Origin of the sequence: Mesorhizobium sp. M0410 (assembly GCF_040321435.1) — a bacterium.
Taxonomy (GTDB): domain Bacteria; phylum Pseudomonadota; class Alphaproteobacteria; order Rhizobiales; family Rhizobiaceae; genus Mesorhizobium.
This window is the reverse complement of the sequence record NZ_JAMYRN010000005.1, coordinates 51,193-66,586: the sequence shown is the minus strand read 5'-3', so window position 1 is coordinate 66,586 and position 15,394 is coordinate 51,193. Positions and strand designations below refer to the sequence as shown.

14 protein-coding genes are annotated in these 15,394 nt (G+C 63.2%); 11 read left to right on the top strand and 3 right to left on the bottom strand.

What is annotated here, in order from left to right; genetic code table 11:
• Window positions 1-1,032 carry a tetratricopeptide repeat protein gene (locus NKI63_RS08370; RefSeq protein ID WP_352821049.1) on the top strand — a complete coding sequence of 344 codons (1,032 nt, stop codon included), beginning with the start codon at window positions 1-3 and terminating at the stop codon, window positions 1,030-1,032.
• A gap of 43 nt (window positions 1,033-1,075) precedes the next feature.
• Here NKI63_RS08370 and NKI63_RS08365 read toward each other — a convergent pair whose 3' ends face one another.
• Window positions 1,076-2,092, bottom strand: coding sequence for a zinc-dependent alcohol dehydrogenase family protein (locus NKI63_RS08365; protein WP_352504939.1), 1,017 nt, complete (start codon window positions 2,090-2,092; stop codon window positions 1,076-1,078).
• 97 nt (window positions 2,093-2,189) lie between these two features.
• Here NKI63_RS08365 and NKI63_RS08360 point away from each other — a divergent pair, with 97 nt between their 5' ends.
• The 9 genes from NKI63_RS08360 (at window position 2,190) to NKI63_RS08320 (ending at window position 12,160) form a co-directional block, all read left to right on the top strand.
• On the top strand, window positions 2,190-3,062 hold the full coding sequence (locus NKI63_RS08360) for a LysR family transcriptional regulator (RefSeq protein WP_352687194.1): 873 nt from the start codon (window positions 2,190-2,192) through the stop codon (window positions 3,060-3,062).
• 139 nt (window positions 3,063-3,201) lie between these two features.
• Entirely contained in the window at window positions 3,202-3,768 is a 567-nt protein-coding gene (efp, locus tag NKI63_RS08355) for an elongation factor P (protein ID WP_254816449.1), read from the top strand.
• A 25-nt stretch (window positions 3,769-3,793) separates the two neighbouring features.
• Window positions 3,794-4,594 carry an inositol monophosphatase family protein gene (locus NKI63_RS08350; protein WP_352504937.1) on the top strand — a complete coding sequence of 267 codons (801 nt, stop codon included), beginning with the start codon at window positions 3,794-3,796 and terminating at the stop codon, window positions 4,592-4,594.
• 99 nt (window positions 4,595-4,693) lie between these two features.
• Complete coding sequence (trhA, locus tag NKI63_RS08345) at window positions 4,694-5,401, top strand: PAQR family membrane homeostasis protein TrhA (RefSeq protein WP_352504936.1); 708 nt, start codon at window positions 4,694-4,696, stop codon at window positions 5,399-5,401.
• Window positions 5,402-5,516: 115 nt separating this feature from the next.
• The gene (locus tag NKI63_RS08340) at window positions 5,517-6,542 is read left to right on the top strand and encodes a MotA/TolQ/ExbB proton channel family protein (protein ID WP_352476085.1); all 1,026 of its coding nucleotides are present in this window, start codon (window positions 5,517-5,519) and stop codon (window positions 6,540-6,542) included.
• A 1-nt stretch (window position 6,543) separates the two neighbouring features.
• Window positions 6,544-7,575: a peptidoglycan -binding protein gene (locus NKI63_RS08335; protein WP_352465687.1), complete on the top strand. Its 1,032-nt coding sequence runs from the start codon at window positions 6,544-6,546 to the stop codon at window positions 7,573-7,575.
• A 363-nt stretch (window positions 7,576-7,938) separates the two neighbouring features.
• Window positions 7,939-8,235, top strand: a complete 297-nt coding sequence (locus NKI63_RS08330; RefSeq protein ID WP_352821043.1) for a hypothetical protein — start codon at window positions 7,939-7,941, stop codon at window positions 8,233-8,235.
• 206 nt (window positions 8,236-8,441) lie between these two features.
• The gene (locus NKI63_RS08325) at window positions 8,442-9,926 is read left to right on the top strand and encodes a carboxypeptidase M32 (RefSeq protein WP_352504934.1); all 1,485 of its coding nucleotides are present in this window, start codon (window positions 8,442-8,444) and stop codon (window positions 9,924-9,926) included.
• A gap of 206 nt (window positions 9,927-10,132) precedes the next feature.
• The gene (locus NKI63_RS08320) at window positions 10,133-12,160 is read left to right on the top strand and encodes a DUF3857 domain-containing protein (RefSeq protein WP_352821040.1); all 2,028 of its coding nucleotides are present in this window, start codon (window positions 10,133-10,135) and stop codon (window positions 12,158-12,160) included.
• 25 nt (window positions 12,161-12,185) lie between these two features.
• On the opposite strand, the gene NKI63_RS08315 is transcribed toward NKI63_RS08320, so the two are convergent.
• Entirely contained in the window at window positions 12,186-13,988 is a 1,803-nt protein-coding gene (locus tag NKI63_RS08315) for an ABC transporter transmembrane domain-containing protein (protein ID WP_352737802.1), read from the bottom strand.
• 204 nt (window positions 13,989-14,192) lie between these two features.
• Here NKI63_RS08315 and rpmE point away from each other — a divergent pair, with 204 nt between their 5' ends.
• A complete protein-coding gene (rpmE, locus tag NKI63_RS08310; RefSeq protein WP_006327661.1) occupies window positions 14,193-14,414 on the top strand; it encodes a 50S ribosomal protein L31 in 222 nt (73 codons plus the stop codon).
• A 267-nt stretch (window positions 14,415-14,681) separates the two neighbouring features.
• On the opposite strand, the gene NKI63_RS08305 is transcribed toward rpmE, so the two are convergent.
• Window positions 14,682-15,323 (bottom strand): TetR/AcrR family transcriptional regulator, encoded by a 642-nt coding sequence (locus NKI63_RS08305; protein WP_352504930.1) that lies wholly within the window; start codon window positions 15,321-15,323, stop codon window positions 14,682-14,684.
• Window positions 15,324-15,394: the final 71 nt, after the last annotated feature.

Genomic DNA, 15,394 nt, shown 5'->3' with positions numbered 1-15,394 from the left:
GTGCTCTCGCGGAAAATCCTTTTCAGCGCCTTTCTTGCAACGGCCGTGACGCAGGCGATAGCGGCGGAACCCGTTCCGCTACCGCAGCCCAGGCCGGATTCCAGCGAACCTGCCGATAAGCCGATCGCCGCACAATTGCCGCAGCCCGCCACGACCGCCCCGTTGCCGTCGGGCGATACCATCAACCCCGACCGCTTCGGCGCAAAGCCGTCCGACGCCGCCTACGGCGCCTTTCAGCGCGGGCTCTACAAGACGGCCTACAATCTTGCGCTGTCCCGTGCTCAAAACGGCGATCCGGCGGCACAGACGCTGGTGGCCGAGATACTGTCGCGCGGCCTCGGCGTGCCGGTCGACGCGGCTGGGGCGGCGAAGTGGTATGCGCTTGCCGCCGAGCAGGGCGTGCCGGAATCGCAATTCCAGTATGCGCTGATGCTGCTCGACGGCCGCTACGTCAAAAAGGACGAAAAGGAAGCCTATGCGCTGATGCAGGCCGCCGCCGAGGCCGGCAACCGCCTGGCGCAGTTCAATTTTGCGCAGCTGATGGTCGAGCAGGAGCCCGGCGATGCCGGTATTGCCAAAGCCGTATCCTATTACGAGCGCGCTGCCGCGACCGGGCTTGCCGACGCACAATATGCGATGGCACAGGTCTACGCCAACGGCGCCGGCGGCAAGCCGCGCGACGATGTCCGCGCCCGCGGCCTGCTGGCACAGGCCGCGCGGCAGAACTATGACACCGCACAGATCGATCTCGCCACCTGGATGATCGAGGGGCGCGGCGGCGCACGCGACCTGAAATCCGGCTTCAACTGGATGAAGCAGGCCGCAGAAGGCGGCAATGTCGCTGCCCAGAACCGTCTCGCCAAGCTCTACATGAACGGCATCGGCACCGATCCGGATCTGATCCTAGCCGGCGCCTGGTATGTTGTCGCCCGCCGCGCCGGGCTCATCGACCAAGAAATGGACGATTTCCTGCAGGGCCTGACCGACGAGCAGACACAGCAGGCGCTGCAACGGGCCAACCGCCTGCCCTGATCGCGATCTCGCGACTCATCGCACCCGGGCTCGTCAGGCGGGCTCACTGCGTATGATCGAGCACGACCTTGCCGAAGGGCGAGCCGTGTTCAAGGTACCGAAAGGCTTCGGCGGCCTGGCTCCACGGCACAACCCGGTCGATCACCGGTCTCAACCGGTTGACGACAATGGCGCGGTTCATCGCCTCGAAGGATTCGCGTGAGCCCACCGGTATGCCTCGCGCCCGGACCTGCCGGCGGAAGATGTCGAGCGGGTTGATGGCGCCGTCACTGCCGCCGAGATAGCCGATGACGTTGATCTGGGCGCCGCGCGCCGCTGCCCTCAGGGATTGTGCAAAACTCTGCGGTCCGCCAACCTCGATGATATGGTCGGCGCCGCGGCCATCGGTCAATCCCAGCACGGCCGATGCCCAATCGGGGATGCTGCGATAGTTCACGCCATCCTGCGCGCCAAGTTGCTTTGCCCGCGCAAGCTTCTCGTCGCTGCTCGACGTCACGATGACGCGCGCCCCGGCAGCGGCCGCGAACTGCACCGCAAACAGCGAAACGCCGCCGGTGCCGAGGCAAAGCACGGTGTCGCCGGGTTTGACGCTGCCCTCCGTAAACAGCGCGTGCCATGCCGTCACGCCGGCGCATGGCAGCGTCGCTGCTTCGAGGTCGCTCAGATTGGCCGGCGCCAGCACCGCCGCCTGTTCGTCGAGCCGGGCAAATTCGCTGAGCAGCCCGTCGATTGGGCCGCCGCGTTGGTAGGAGGGCTCAGCCATCGCGAAACTGCCACCGACCCAGCGTTGCCAGAAGGTGCCGCAGACCCGGTCGCCGATCTTGAACCGGCTGACCTCGGCGCCGATGGCAACGACTTCGCCGACGCCGTCCGACAGCGGCACCAGCGGCAATGCAAACTTCGTGTGATAGCTGCCGCGGACGATCTCGGCATCGCGGTAGTTCAGCGCCGTGGCCTTGACTTTCACAATCATCTCCTGACGCCCTGGTCCAGGCATCGGCCGCTCGACCATTTTGAGGTTCTCGAAGCCGCCCGGGCTCCGCAATTCGATCGCTTTCATCGTCGTCCCTTTCCGGCTGGGTCCTGCCGGAGGAAAATCGCTTGCAACCCATCGGATTTCAAATTCATAATGTTCAGAATAATTATGCTTCTATGACATGTTCTGGTGTATCGTGCTTGAAGAATTGAAAACACTGGCCCTCTTTGCCGAGGAGGGTTCGATTCAGAAGGTGGCTCGACGCCTGCCATTGACGCAGCCGGCCGTCACCCGCCAGATCCAGCGGCTGGAGGAAATGCTCGGCACGGAATTGCTCGACCGCCGGCTGAAACCGTCGCGACTGACCCCGGCCGGCGTAGAAGTGCTGGCACGCGGCAAGGACATTCTCGCCGCGGTCGACGCGCTGAGATCATTCGCCAAGGGCGACGAACCGGAGGGCCTGCTGCGGCTCGGCCTCGCGCATGGACTTTGCGACAAAGCTGTGGCCGCCGCTATCGCTGATGCCGTGGCGCGGTTTCCGAAGGTCTCGCTGCGGCTGAAGAGCGGCTGGAGTCTTGAGCTGGCCGACCAGCACAAGCGCGGACAGCTCGACCTCGCCTTCATCCTGGACGGCAGCAATTCCAAAGCCGGCGACGGTGTTGTCGGAACCGAGCCCCTCGGCATCATCGCTGCCGAAAACACCGGCCGGCAAGCTGGCGTCAAGACCATGCCCTGGGTCCTCAGCCCTGAACCTTGCGACGCGCGCCGGCGGCTGGCGGCTGCCCTTGCCGAGGGCGGCCACAGGTTGATCGTCGGCGCCGAGATTCAGGACAGCGTGCTGCAGATCGACTGGGTTCGTCGAGGCCAAGGCCTTGGCCTGCTGCCCAGGCGGCTGCTGCGGGAAAAGCTGCCGCAGGGTATTGCCCTGGTCGACGCTCCCGGCCTCGAGCTGTCGCTGCGAATTGTCGTCCTACGTTCGCCGCACCTGCATCTTTTGAGAAAGGTTGCCGACGCGGTGACCGAGGCGGTCACCGCAACCGTCGGGACGGACTGAGGCTGCCGCGCCGCGTTGCCGGGCCAGCTTCGTTCCCGCTTCACCTGAAAGGCGCTCCTTGCCTCTGCTGGCGATTTGTGGTCTTGGAGGCGCCAAATTGCCCTTTGCGGCGATCATCTCATTTCCGGATCACCTCACCATGGCCAAGATCAATGGCAACGAAATCCGTCCCGGCAATGTCATCGAGCATGATGGCGGCCTTTGGGTGGCGGTCAGGACCAACACCGTCAAGCCCGGCAAGGGCGGCGCCTACAACCAGGTCGAGCTCAAGAACCTGATCAACGGCACCAAGCTCAACGAGCGCTTCCGTTCGGCCGAAACGGTCGAGCAGATCCGGCTCGATCTAAAGGATTTTTCTTTCCTCTACGAACAGGGCGACGCGCTGGTGTTCATGGACACCGAAAGCTATGAGCAGCTCGAACTGCAAAAGGAGTTCGTCGGCGATCGCGCCGCCTTCCTGCAGGACGGCATGATGGTCACGGTCCAGCTCTATGACGAAAGGCCGATCGGCATTTCGCTGCCCGACTATGTCACGTTGACCATCACCGAGGCCGACCCGGTGGTGAAGGGCCAGACGGCAGCCTCGTCCTACAAGCCGGCGATACTCGAAAACGGCATCCGCGTGCTGGTGCCGCCGTTCATCGGCTCGGGCGAGCGCATCATCGTCGATACCAACGAAATCACTTACGTGCGCCGCGCCGACTAAAGCGCGGGCAGCAGGAAGAAACACAATGGCGCGTTCCGCGATCCTCAATGTCATGGTCCAGGCCGCAATGAAGGCCGGCCGCTCCCTGTCGCGTGACTTCGGCGAAGTGCAGAACCTGCAGGTCTCGATGAAGGGGCCAGGCGACTATGTCAGCCAGGCCGACCGCAAGGCCGAAGACATCGTCTTTGCCGAACTGTCGAAGGCGCGGCCCGGCTACGCCTTCCTGATGGAGGAACGCGGCGTGATCGAGGGCGACGACGGCCAGCACCGCTGGATCGTCGACCCGCTCGACGGCACCACCAATTTCCTGCACGGCATTCCGCTCTTTGCCGTTTCAATCGCGCTGGAGCGCCAGGGCCAGATCGTCGCCGGGGTCGTCTACAATCCGGCGATGGATGAGCTCTATACCGCCGAGCGCGGCGGCGGCGCTTTCATGAACGACCGCCGGCTGCGCGTCGCCGGCCGTACCAAGCTGGTCGATGCGGTGATCGGCTGCGGCATGCCGCATCTCGGGCGTGGCCAGCACGGCAATTTCCTCATCGAGTTGCGCAATGTCATGGCCGAGGTTTCTGGCGTCCGCCGTCTCGGCTCCGCCTCGCTCGATCTCGCCTACGTCGCCGCCGGCCGCATGGACGGGTTCTGGGAAACCGGCCTGTCGGCCTGGGATGTCGCCGCCGGCATCTTGCTGATCCGCGAGGCGGGCGGTTTCGTCTCCGATTTCGCCGGGGGACAGGACGTGCTGAACGCCGGTTCGCTGGTTGCCGGCAACGAACTCATCCAGCGCGCGCTGTTGAAGACCATAAAAAGGCCACTCTCAGCCAGCTGATAGAGGCGCGCCGCGCTGAAGCGCCGCAGTCGCAAAACCGCAACCAAAGCTTGAAATACTCGCCCGCGGCCGCCCAGATAAGGCGACGCAGGATCATCGATGACGAACAGCCGGCCCAAATCCCAGAGCGAATTCTCCCAGCTCGACATTCCCTTCATGGGGCGCTGGCATTACTCGCGCGCCGAGATCATCGCCGACGGTATTGTCCACGCCGTGGGCATCGTGCTGGCGATCGCTGCGGGCTCGACGCTGCTGGCACTGGCCGCCTATCGAACCGGCCCCGGCGAATATGTCGCCGCCGCATTCTATGTGGTCTCGCTGCTCACCGTGCTGTCGATTTCGCTGGCCTACAATGTCTGGCCGGTGTCGTCGCCGGCAAAATGGATATTGCGGCGCTTCGACCATGCCGCGATCTACCTGTTGATCGCTGCCACCTACACGCCTTTCCTGGCCCAGCTCGGCGGCTCGCCGCTGGCCGTTTCGACGATCCTCCTGGTCTGGACCGCCGCGGCGGTCGGCATCGCCATCAAGGTCTTTCTTCCCGGCCGTTTCGATCGGCTGGCGATCGTCTTCTATCTAGCCATCGGCTGGAGCGGTCTCGTTCTGGTGGAGCCGCTCGTGCGGACGCTGCCGGCGACATCGATCGCGCTCATCGTTGCCGGCGGCATCGTCTACTCCTGCGGCGTGATCTTCTTCGCCTGGAAGGGCCTGCGCTTCCACAATGCGCTGTGGCATGGCTTTGTCGTCACCGGCGCCGGCCTGCATCTGGCCGCCATGGTCGACTGCCTGGTCATCAACCGGCTTTGACCTCCGGTCGCGGACAGTGGCAATATTGCCAAGCGCCATTCAATTTCGTCACAATTCCGTTTAGAGTCGCAAACACAAATTGATCGGCGGCGACGGCATCGGAAACGGGGCACGGATGACTCTTCTCAGATCCTTCGGCATGGGCAGGCGCTCCGACGTTCTGATCTACGATCCGCACAAATTGTCGAGTCCGCAGGTGTTTCTGCTGACCATGGTGATCTTTCTGTTCATCGTGGCCTTTATCGCCGCCATCCTGACGCGCCAGATCTCGACCGCCTTCGTCACCAATCCCGGTCTCAACGGCCTGATCATCGGCGTGCTGGCGGTCGGCATCCTGCTGGCCTTCGTCCAGGTCGGCCGGCTGTTCCGCGAGGTGCGCTGGGTCAACTCGTTCCGCGCCGGTTCCGAGACAACCGAGCCGGTGCTGCTGGCGCCGATGAAGGCGATGATCGGCCGCTCCTCGACGATTGCCTTCTCAACCAGTTCGATGCGCACCATGCTGGATTCGATCGCCACCCGCCTCGACGAAAGCCGCGACACGTCGCGCTACCTTGTCGGACTGCTGGTGTTCCTCGGCCTGCTCGGCACCTTCTGGGGCCTGCTCAATACGATTGGCTCGATCCGCGAAACCATCGAGTCGCTCGATCCCGGCACCGGCGATGCCGCCGCCGTGCTCGAATCCCTGAAGCAGGGACTTTCCGCGCCGTTGGCCGGCATGGGCACCGCCTTCTCGTCCTCGCTGTTTGGCCTCTCCGGCTCGCTGGTGCTCGGCTTCCTCGACCTGCAGGCCGGCCGCGCCCAGACGCGCTTCTATACCGAACTCGAAAACTGGCTGTCCTCGGTCACCGACCTGTCCTCCGACATCGTCGTTGCCGACGCGGCGAGGACCGAACCCTCCGAGGAAATCCGGCTGTTGTCGGAAAAGCTGCGCACTCTGCAGGAAAATGGCGGCGGCTCCAATCCGCGCGTGGCCACTGCCATGGCCAATCTCGCCGACGGCATTTCCGGCCTGGTCAAGAACATGCGCTCGGAACAGCAGATCATGCGCGACTGGGTCGAGGCCCAGTCCGACGAGCAGAAGGCGATGCGCAACACCCTGGAGAAGATCGCCGACGCCTTGAAGAAGCCTGGAGTGCATTGACGTGGCGTTGGCGCGAGGCCGGCGCTCCGACCGCCGCATCGATTACTGGCCGGGCTTCGTCGATGCGCTGTCGACGCTGCTGTTGGCGATCATGTTCCTGCTCACGGTTTTCGTTTTGGCGCAATTCCTGCTCGGCCGCGAGATCTCCGGCAAGGACACGGTGCTCAACCGCCTCAACTCGCAGATCAATGAGTTGACCCAGCTTCTGGCGCTGGAGCGCTCGACGACACAGGACAAGGAAGACACCCTTGCCAATTTGCAGGCATCGCTATCCGCATCGGAGGCCGAAAAAAGCCGGCTCGAGCAATTGCTGGCGCAAGGCGCCGGTGCCGGCGATGCCGCCAACCAGCGCGCAACGGCCCTTTCCGGCGAGCTCGACAGCCAGCGCCAGATCAGCCAGCAGGCGCTGAGCCAGGTCGAGATCCTCAACCAGCAGATTTCGGCGCTGCGCAAGCAGATCGCAGCGCTCGAACAAGCGCTCGACGTGTCCGAAACGCGCGACCGCGAATCCAACACCAAGATCGCCGATCTCGGCCGCCGCCTCAACGTCGCACTGGCGCAACGCGTGCAGGAGCTGAACCGCTACCGGTCCGATTTCTTCGGCCGCTTGCGTGAAATTCTCGCCGACCGCGAGAACATCCGTATCGTCGGCGACCGCTTCGTCTTCCAGTCGGAAGTGCTTTTCCCGACCGGCTCCGAAGTGATCAACGATGCCGGCAAGGTCGAGATGAAGAAGCTTGCCGATGCCATCATCGAATTGCAAAAGGAAATCCCGCCGGAGATCAACTGGGTGCTGCGCGTCGATGGCCACACCGACAACAAGCCGCTCTCCGGCACCGGCCGCTACCGCGACAATTGGGAATTGTCGACGGCGCGCTCGACCTCGGTGGTCAAGTTCCTGATCGAGAACGGCGTGCCGGCCAACCGGCTGGTCGCGGCCGGCTTCGGCGAATTCCAGCCGCTCGACCCCGCCGATACCGAAGAGGCGCGCAACAAAAACCGCCGTATCGAGCTGAAGCTGACCGAGCGGTGATCTGCAAGCCTTTGGCTTATATCATGCGCCAGGGCGAGCCGGCTCAAGTCGGCGGCATTTAGTGCACTGGTGCGGCAGCGGCAAGAGCTGAAAAAATTACCTTTTTTAATTACATTTTGCCGCCGTGGCCTTTTAGCCTTGGTCATGGGCCGAGAACCGCCGGCGGTAGAACCGCTCATCGCGACGCGACGGAACCTGACGGCCCGCGGCCGGAAGGCAGGGCCCCTCCCAACCACCGCCTTCCGCAGTAAAGGAGACGCAACCATGCGCTTCTTCGCTCCCAGGAATTTTAGGACCGCTGCGCTCGCCACACTTCTCCTCGTTCCGTTTGCCGGCGCTTACGCCGGCCCACGCGAGACGGCCTTGATCAATCAGATCCAGAGCGTGGAGACAGGTATCCAGGGCGCCATCCAGGCGAACAAGCTCGAGCCGGGCGAGGCGCGTGACTTGCGCACGCAGGTCGCTCAACTCGACCGGGCCGCCGAGTGGGCCGCACGCGAGGGAACGATGCCGAGCACGCAAGATCAGCAGTTGCTGGCGCAGCTCGACGATGTCAGCCAAAAGGTGCGCGCTGATACCGGCAGTGCCTTCCTCATCGGCAACGGCGCCGATGGCGGATACTATCCGAACGGCTATGGCCCAACCTATCCAGGCGGCTGAAACCGGCCGCAGCGCCCGGCGCTGTGGCAATTGATTTTTGCGCATGATCCTTGTCCAGCTTTCGGTTCAGGGAATCATGCGCTAGCCCAACGCCTGCGCAATCAGCGCCAGCACTGCCGGCACGGCGTCGGTCGCGGGCGGCTTTCGGGGTTGCCAACAGTTTTGCATTGATATCTTTTCTCGCCGTCAAATCAGCGGAACCCACAATGTCCTTTCAAAAACTCGACGACCTCGGCCACAAGCTCGAAGCACTGGAACACGCCCTTGCCATCCTCGGCGCCGATGAAGCGACCCATATGGCGGTCGGCGGCGGCGAGAAGCGCGCGGAGGCAATGTCGGCGCTTGCCGGCATGCACCATGCCCGGGCGACTGCGCCGGAGATTGCCGATTGGATCGCGGCGGCCGAGCAGGAAGCGCTGAACGAAGAGCAGCAGGCCGCGGTCAGGGAATTCCGCCGGCAATACACCAACCTGACCTGCCTGCCGGTCGAGTTCGTCGAGCGCCAGACGACCGCGCGCATGCGCTCCGAGCAGCTCTGGCGCGACCTGCGCGCCAAGAACGACTGGGCCGGCTTCCTGCCGGCGCTGGAAGGCGTCGTGGCGCTAGTCCGCGAGGAGGCGGCACTTCGCGCCGAGGTACTCGGGCTCGAGCCTTACGACGCGCTGATGGAGCAATATGACCCGGGCAATCGCACCGCCGACATCACGCCTGTGTTTGCCGAGTTGAAAGCCTTCCTGAAAGGCTTCGTACCGGAGGCACTGGCCGTGCAGGAAGAGCGGCTGGCGAAACATCCGCTGAAGCCACTTTCCGGCAGCTACCCCTTGGACAAGCAGCGCGAGCTCGGCCTCGCCATGATGGCGGCAGTCGGCTTCGACCTCACCCACGGCTCGCTGTCGGTTTCGCACCATCCTTTCTGCGGCGGGGTGCCGAGCGACGTGCGCATCACCACCCGCTACAAGACCTCGGATTTCCTGTCGGCGCTGATGGGCGTGCTGCACGAGACCGGCCATGCGCTGTACGAGCAGAACCTGCCGAAGGCGTGGGCGCACTGGCCGCTTGGCAAAGCGCGCGGCATGGCGGTGCATGAAAGCCAGAGCCTGTTCGTCGAAAAGCAGATCGGCCGCAATCCAGAATTCTGGCGCTGGGCGCTGCCGGTGCTCGAAAGACACCTTGGTGAGATCTGGACGATCGACGACATCCTGCCGCATGTGCACCGGGTCGAGCGCGGCCTGATCCGTGTCGATGCCGACGAGGTCACCTATCCGCTGCACGTCATCCTGCGCTACGAGCTGGAGCAGGAGCTTGTCTCGGGACGGCTGGAAGCAGCAGACCTGCCCGAGGCCTGGGATGCCAAAATGCGCGATTATCTCGGCCTGTCGACATCAGACAATCCGGCTGATGGTCCGATGCAGGACGTCCACTGGCCGGGTGCCGCCTTCGGCTATTTCCCCTCCTACACGCTCGGCGCCATGATGGCGGCACAGCAATGGGCGGCGTTGACCAGAGATCATCCTTCAGCCGACGAAGACCTCGCCAAGGGCGATTTCGCCGCGATCAACGACTGGCGCCGCAAAAGGATCTGGTCGCAAGGCTCGCGCTGGTCGACGCCGGAACTGCTCCAACGCGCCACCGGCGAAAAGCTCAATGCCGTGCATTTCACCAATCACCTGAAGAAGCGGTACGGGAAGTGAGCCGCTCCGTCTATTCCCGGCTCTTGCCGCGGTGACCGCGGAAATCCGCGAAACTGGCCTTTACTTTGGTGGGAAAGCCTCTGAAAAAGGAGTTCTTCCAAGTTGGGCGAGCGTAGATGTCTGCCTGTTACAGTTTTCATAGGGTGAAGTCTTTCTGGCCCCGCTTGGTATTTTTCATCTTATTGATCGGTCTGAGTTCTCCGGCCATGTCCGACGACATGGTTTTCAAGGGTCCGGCAGAAAGCTGGGTAAAGCAGCTTGATATTCCGGCTGCCGATCCCGCCCGATCGGATCAAATCAAGAATGGCGTTTCATGGCTGCTCTCGGACGACCAGATCAAGCATCGCGCCGGCGGCTATGTCGAGTACTCGCGCACCGTCTATAAGATCGTCGACCGTCCCGGCCTGGATCGTGGCGCGAGTATCGATCTGCAGTTCGATCCGTCCCGGCACAAGGTCACGCTCAACCATCTTCACATCATCCGCGATGGCGCCGTTCTGGACCGGCTGGAAGGCGTCGAATTCGACATCTTCCGCAGGGAAAGAGACGCCGAGAAAGGCGTCTTCGACGGCTGGCTGACTGCACATGTCAACATCGATGACGTGCGTGCCGGCGACATCGTCGATTACGGGTCGACCTACGAAGTAACACCGCTGGTCGGCCAGGACCTTTTCTTCAAGAATTTCGCCACCGAATGGGAAGAGCCGGTAGCGCTTATCCGCACAAGCATCATTTGGCCTTCGGGCCAGCCGCTCCAGATCAAGACAAGGGGAACCCGACTTAAGCCCTCAATCTCCCCGACTGGGCCGGACACCACTTATCTATGGGAAATTCCAAACCCGAAACCGGTCAATGTCGAGGATAACCTGCCCGTGACCTATCCAGGCTGGGGCTCCATCGATGTCGCGTCTACCGCGAATTGGCAAAGTGTGGTCGATGCCGTTGCGCCCTATTACAAGCCAGCGACCGTTTTCCCCCCGGCTTTTGCCGCAAAGCTCGACGACATCGCTCTGCGACGTCCGGTGCCGGAGGACCGAATGGTCGAGGCAATGCGGTTGGTGCAGGACCAGATCCGCTATGTAAGCCTGTCGATGGGTGCCGGTTCCTACGTTCCGCGTGATCCGGCGACGGTCATCTTGAGCGGGTTCGGTGACTGCAAGGACAAGGCCCTCCTGCTGGTCTCGTCGCTTGTGCGGCTTGGCATTGCTGCCGAGGTCGCCTTGGCCGATCTCGACGAGGGACGGGCCCTGGACCAGCATCTGCCGGCGCTCCGCGATTTCGACCATGCCATAGTCAAGGCAAGGATCGGAACAAAGACATATTGGCTGGACGCCACGAACTATCTTCAGGGCGGCAGGGCGCACAATCTCGCACAGCCGGACTACGGCTTCGCGCTGCCGCTTTCCAGCACCGGCGGGTTGGAGAAGATGCCGAGCCCTGTGCTCACCAGCCCATCGATCCAGATCGCCGAGGAATTCGACTTTCCGCGCAAACCGGGCGATCCTCTGGTACTGACGGTCTTCTCGACATATGAGGACGCCGATGCCGATTGGATGCGCGGCAATTTCGCCAGCCGGTCGCTGAGCGAGGTGTCGGACGCCTACCTGAAATACTACAACAAGCAATATCCGGGCATCCAAACCATCGCCAAGCCGGAAATCGTGGATCGCCGCGACGGCAACATAGTGAGCGTGAAGGAAAGTTATCGCTTGCCGGCGGAGGCGCTGGCGGCCAACGATCTGGCAAAGAATTTCCCGATCCGCGCGGCCGATCTCGGCAACAACTCTCTTCCAACCCCGACAATCGTCGACCGAACCGGGCCCGTCTCCCTCGGCTCCCAGTTCTACCGCCGCCACAAGGTGACCGTGCGCAACCTCAAGGCGAGGTTTTCCGGCGAATCGATGAAAAACGTCGTGACGCCCTACCTGTCTCTCAAGGCGTCCTGGTCCAACACGCCCACCGAATTTCAAGTTGAATGGAACTTTCAGACGCTGGCAAGTGAAGTGCCGGCCAAGGCGATTGCCGATTATCTGAAAACCGTCGATGACGTCGCAGACCAAATTCGCTGGCAGTACGATTTTACCTATGAAGAGCCGCCTGCCGATGTGCAGCTCAGCGATCCGGCAAAGGAGCAGCGACAGACCGTCGCCAGCATGCTTTTGTTGTCGTTGCTTGTCGGCGTTCCCCTGTTCATCGCCTATCGACGCGGCAAACGCCGAGCTTTCGGTAGCTGAAGAATCCCGGCCGTCGCGGGCAGACCTACTCGGCCGCGCCCCTGAAAGCATTCGCACCGGTATCGAACTGCAGCTTGGCCAGCCGCGCATAGATGCCGCCCTTGGCGACCAGGCTCTGATGCGTGCCTTCCTCGACGATGCGGCCGCCATCCATAACCAGGATGCGATCGGCCTTCAGCACGGTTGCCAGCCGATGGGCGATGACGATCGTGGTGCGGCCCTGCATCAGCCGGTCCAGCGCCGTCTGCACCAGCGTCTCGCTTTCGGCATCGAGTGCCGAGGTCGCCTCGTCGAGCAGAAGGATCGGCGCATCGCGCAGAATGGCACGGGCGATCGCCACGCGCTGGCGCTGGCCGCCCGACAGCGTCACGCCGCGCTCGCCGACCTGGCTGTCATAGCCTTTTTCGAGCTTCAGGATGAACTCGTCGGCAAGCGCGTCCTTCGCCGCCGCCTCGATCTCGGCCTGGCTAGCACCGGGCCGGCCAAAGCCGATATTGTCGCGCGCGCTCGCCGCAAAAATGGTGACGTCCTGCGGCACGATGGCGATGCGCGCGCGGATCGCGGCCGGATCGGCCTCGCGCAGATCGACCCCGTCGATGACGATCCTGCCGGCCTCCGGATCGTAGAAGCGCAGAAGCAGCGAAAACACCGTGCTCTTGCCGGCGCCGGATGGCCCGACGATCGCCACCGTCTCACCGGGTTTGACCTGAAAGCTCAGGCCATGGACGGCGGCGCGGTCGGGCCGGGCCGGATAGGAGAAGGAGACATCGTCGAAGCTGACCGCGCCTCTCGCCTTTGCCGGCAGCGGCTTCGGATCGGCGGGCGCCTGGATCGCGGGTTTCTCGGCCAGGATCTCGGTCAGCCGTTCGGCGGCGCCCGCTGCCTGGGACAGTTCGCCCCAGACTTCCGACAGGGCGCCGAGCGCGCCGGCGGCGAACACCGAATAGAGCAGGAATTGGCCAAGCGTGCCCGGCGACAGCGTGCCGTCGAGCACGTCGCGCGAACCGAACCACAGCACCGCCACGACCGACGAAAAGATCATGAAGATGGCGAAGAAGGTGAGAAAGGAGCGGGCAAAGATCGAGGCCCGCGCCGCTTCGAACGCTGCTTCCACGGCGGATGAAAAATACCCGGTTACAAGCTTCTCGTTGGTGAAGGCCTGCAGGGTGCGCACCGCGCCGATCTGCTCGCTGGCGTAGGCGGTGGCATTGGCCAGAGTATCCTGCGCCAGCCGTGACTTGCGCCGCACCGAGCGGCCGAAGGCGACCAGCGGCAGCACGATTAGCGGAATGGCCGCGATAACCAGGCCGGACAGTTTTGGGCTGGTGAAGACCATCATCGCCACGGCGCCGAGGCCAAGGATGACGTTGCGCAAAGCCACCGAGGCGGTGGCACCGACGGCCGATTTGACCTGTGTCGTGTCGGCGGCGAGCCGCGAGACGATCTCGCCCGACTGGGCCGTATCGAAGAAGGAGGGCGACAGCGTAGTGACGTGGGCAAAGACATCGCGGCGGATATCGGCAACGACGCGCTCGCCAAGCGTGATGACGAAATAGTAGCGGCTGGCAGACGCCGCCGCCAGCACGGCGGCCATCACCACCAGCATGGCGAAATATTCGGCAATGAAGCTGGAATCGGAAGCGGAAAAGCCGTGATCTATCATCCGCCGCACGGCCAGCGGCAGCGCCAGTGTCGTCGCCGCCGCGACGGCCAGCGAGGCGATCGCGCCGATGACCATTTTGCGGTAATGCATGATATAGGGAAACAGGCGCTGCAGCGGCCTCAGCGAGCGCCTGCGCTCGTCTGCATCGCCACTGATGTTCGCCATGACCCGTTTCCTTTGGCCCTTTGAGGTTTGCGCCATCAATATGCGCTTGCCGCGGCCTTGTGATTCAATTCCGGCTGATGTATAGGCTCGCCGACCGTTTTAGAAGCCGTGGCTCCTCAATAGCTGCGGCTTCGAGTTTTAAAAAGGGGCGCATCGACGCAGGCTTCAGCCCGTCGGCAGCACCCGGCAGCCAGGAACAGAACCATGAAGACCGACATCCATCCCGACTATCACACCATCAAGGTCGTCATGACCGACGGTACCGAATACATGACCCGTTCGACCTGGGGCAAGGAAGGCGATACGATGAACCTCGATATCGACCCGACCACTCATCCGGCCTGGACCGGCGGCCAGCAGACCCTGCTCGACCGCGGTGGCCGCCTGTCGAAGTTCAAGAAGCGTTTCGAAGGTTTCGGCCTCTAAGCACTGGCGTTTCGCTGATCGAGAAACCCGCCCTCGTGGCGGGTTTTTTATTGATTGGGCCTCAGCGGCAATCATCTCAGGTTTGGCGCTGCCCCTCACCCTTACCCTCTCCTCGTGAAGAACGGGGCGAGGGGTCGCCGGCGCTGGAGTTCCCCCTTCTTCCCGTCTCTAACGAGGAGAAGGTGCCGGCAGGCAGATGAGGGCCAGCGCCCCGCTTCCGGAGTTGATCGCCACCACCTAACGGCCTGTCCCTACGAGCACGGCGGCCTACCCGTCCACCAGCTCGCGCAGCGCCATTCGCTTGTAAGCGGCAACCAGCCTGTCGCCTTCTTCTCGCCCGACCGAGATCGCCAGCCGCATGGCGGCTTCGCCCAGCTGCCAGATGAGAAATGCCGTCGCTTCCAGCGCCGCCGGATCGGCAGACGGCCGCAGCCTTTTCAGCACCGCAGTGAGGAATTCGGCGTTGGCCCGGCTGTCGGCAAGCTCAAGCTCGCGCAGCGCCTTGTCGGCCTGCGTGCCCGACCAGATATCGCGCATCACCGGCTCCGCCAGGAACATTCCGTAGTAGGTATCCACCAGTTCCGAAAACGCCTTCCACAGGCCTTCGGCGTCCCTGACCTCCGCCAATGCCGTGGCAATGCAGGCCTGGCTTTCCGCGGTGTAGCGCTCGGCCAGCGCCCAGATGATTGCCCGCTTGTCCGGGAAGAACTGGTAGAGCGAGCCGATCGACACGCCAGCCCTCTCGGCCACCACTCCCATGCGCATGGCGTCGCTGCCTTGCTCGGCGATCAGCGCCGAGGCGGCGGCCAGCATGCGCTCGACCCGCTCGCGGCTGCGCTGCTGGCTCGGTGCCCGGCGCGGCGATGCGATCTGGCCGTCCTGTGAATCCGATACGGCAGAGCCTTCCATCACTGTCTCCCGACGAACAATCAACAAATTGGCTTGACTCGCAAAATACGAGGGTTTATCACGTTTTGCAA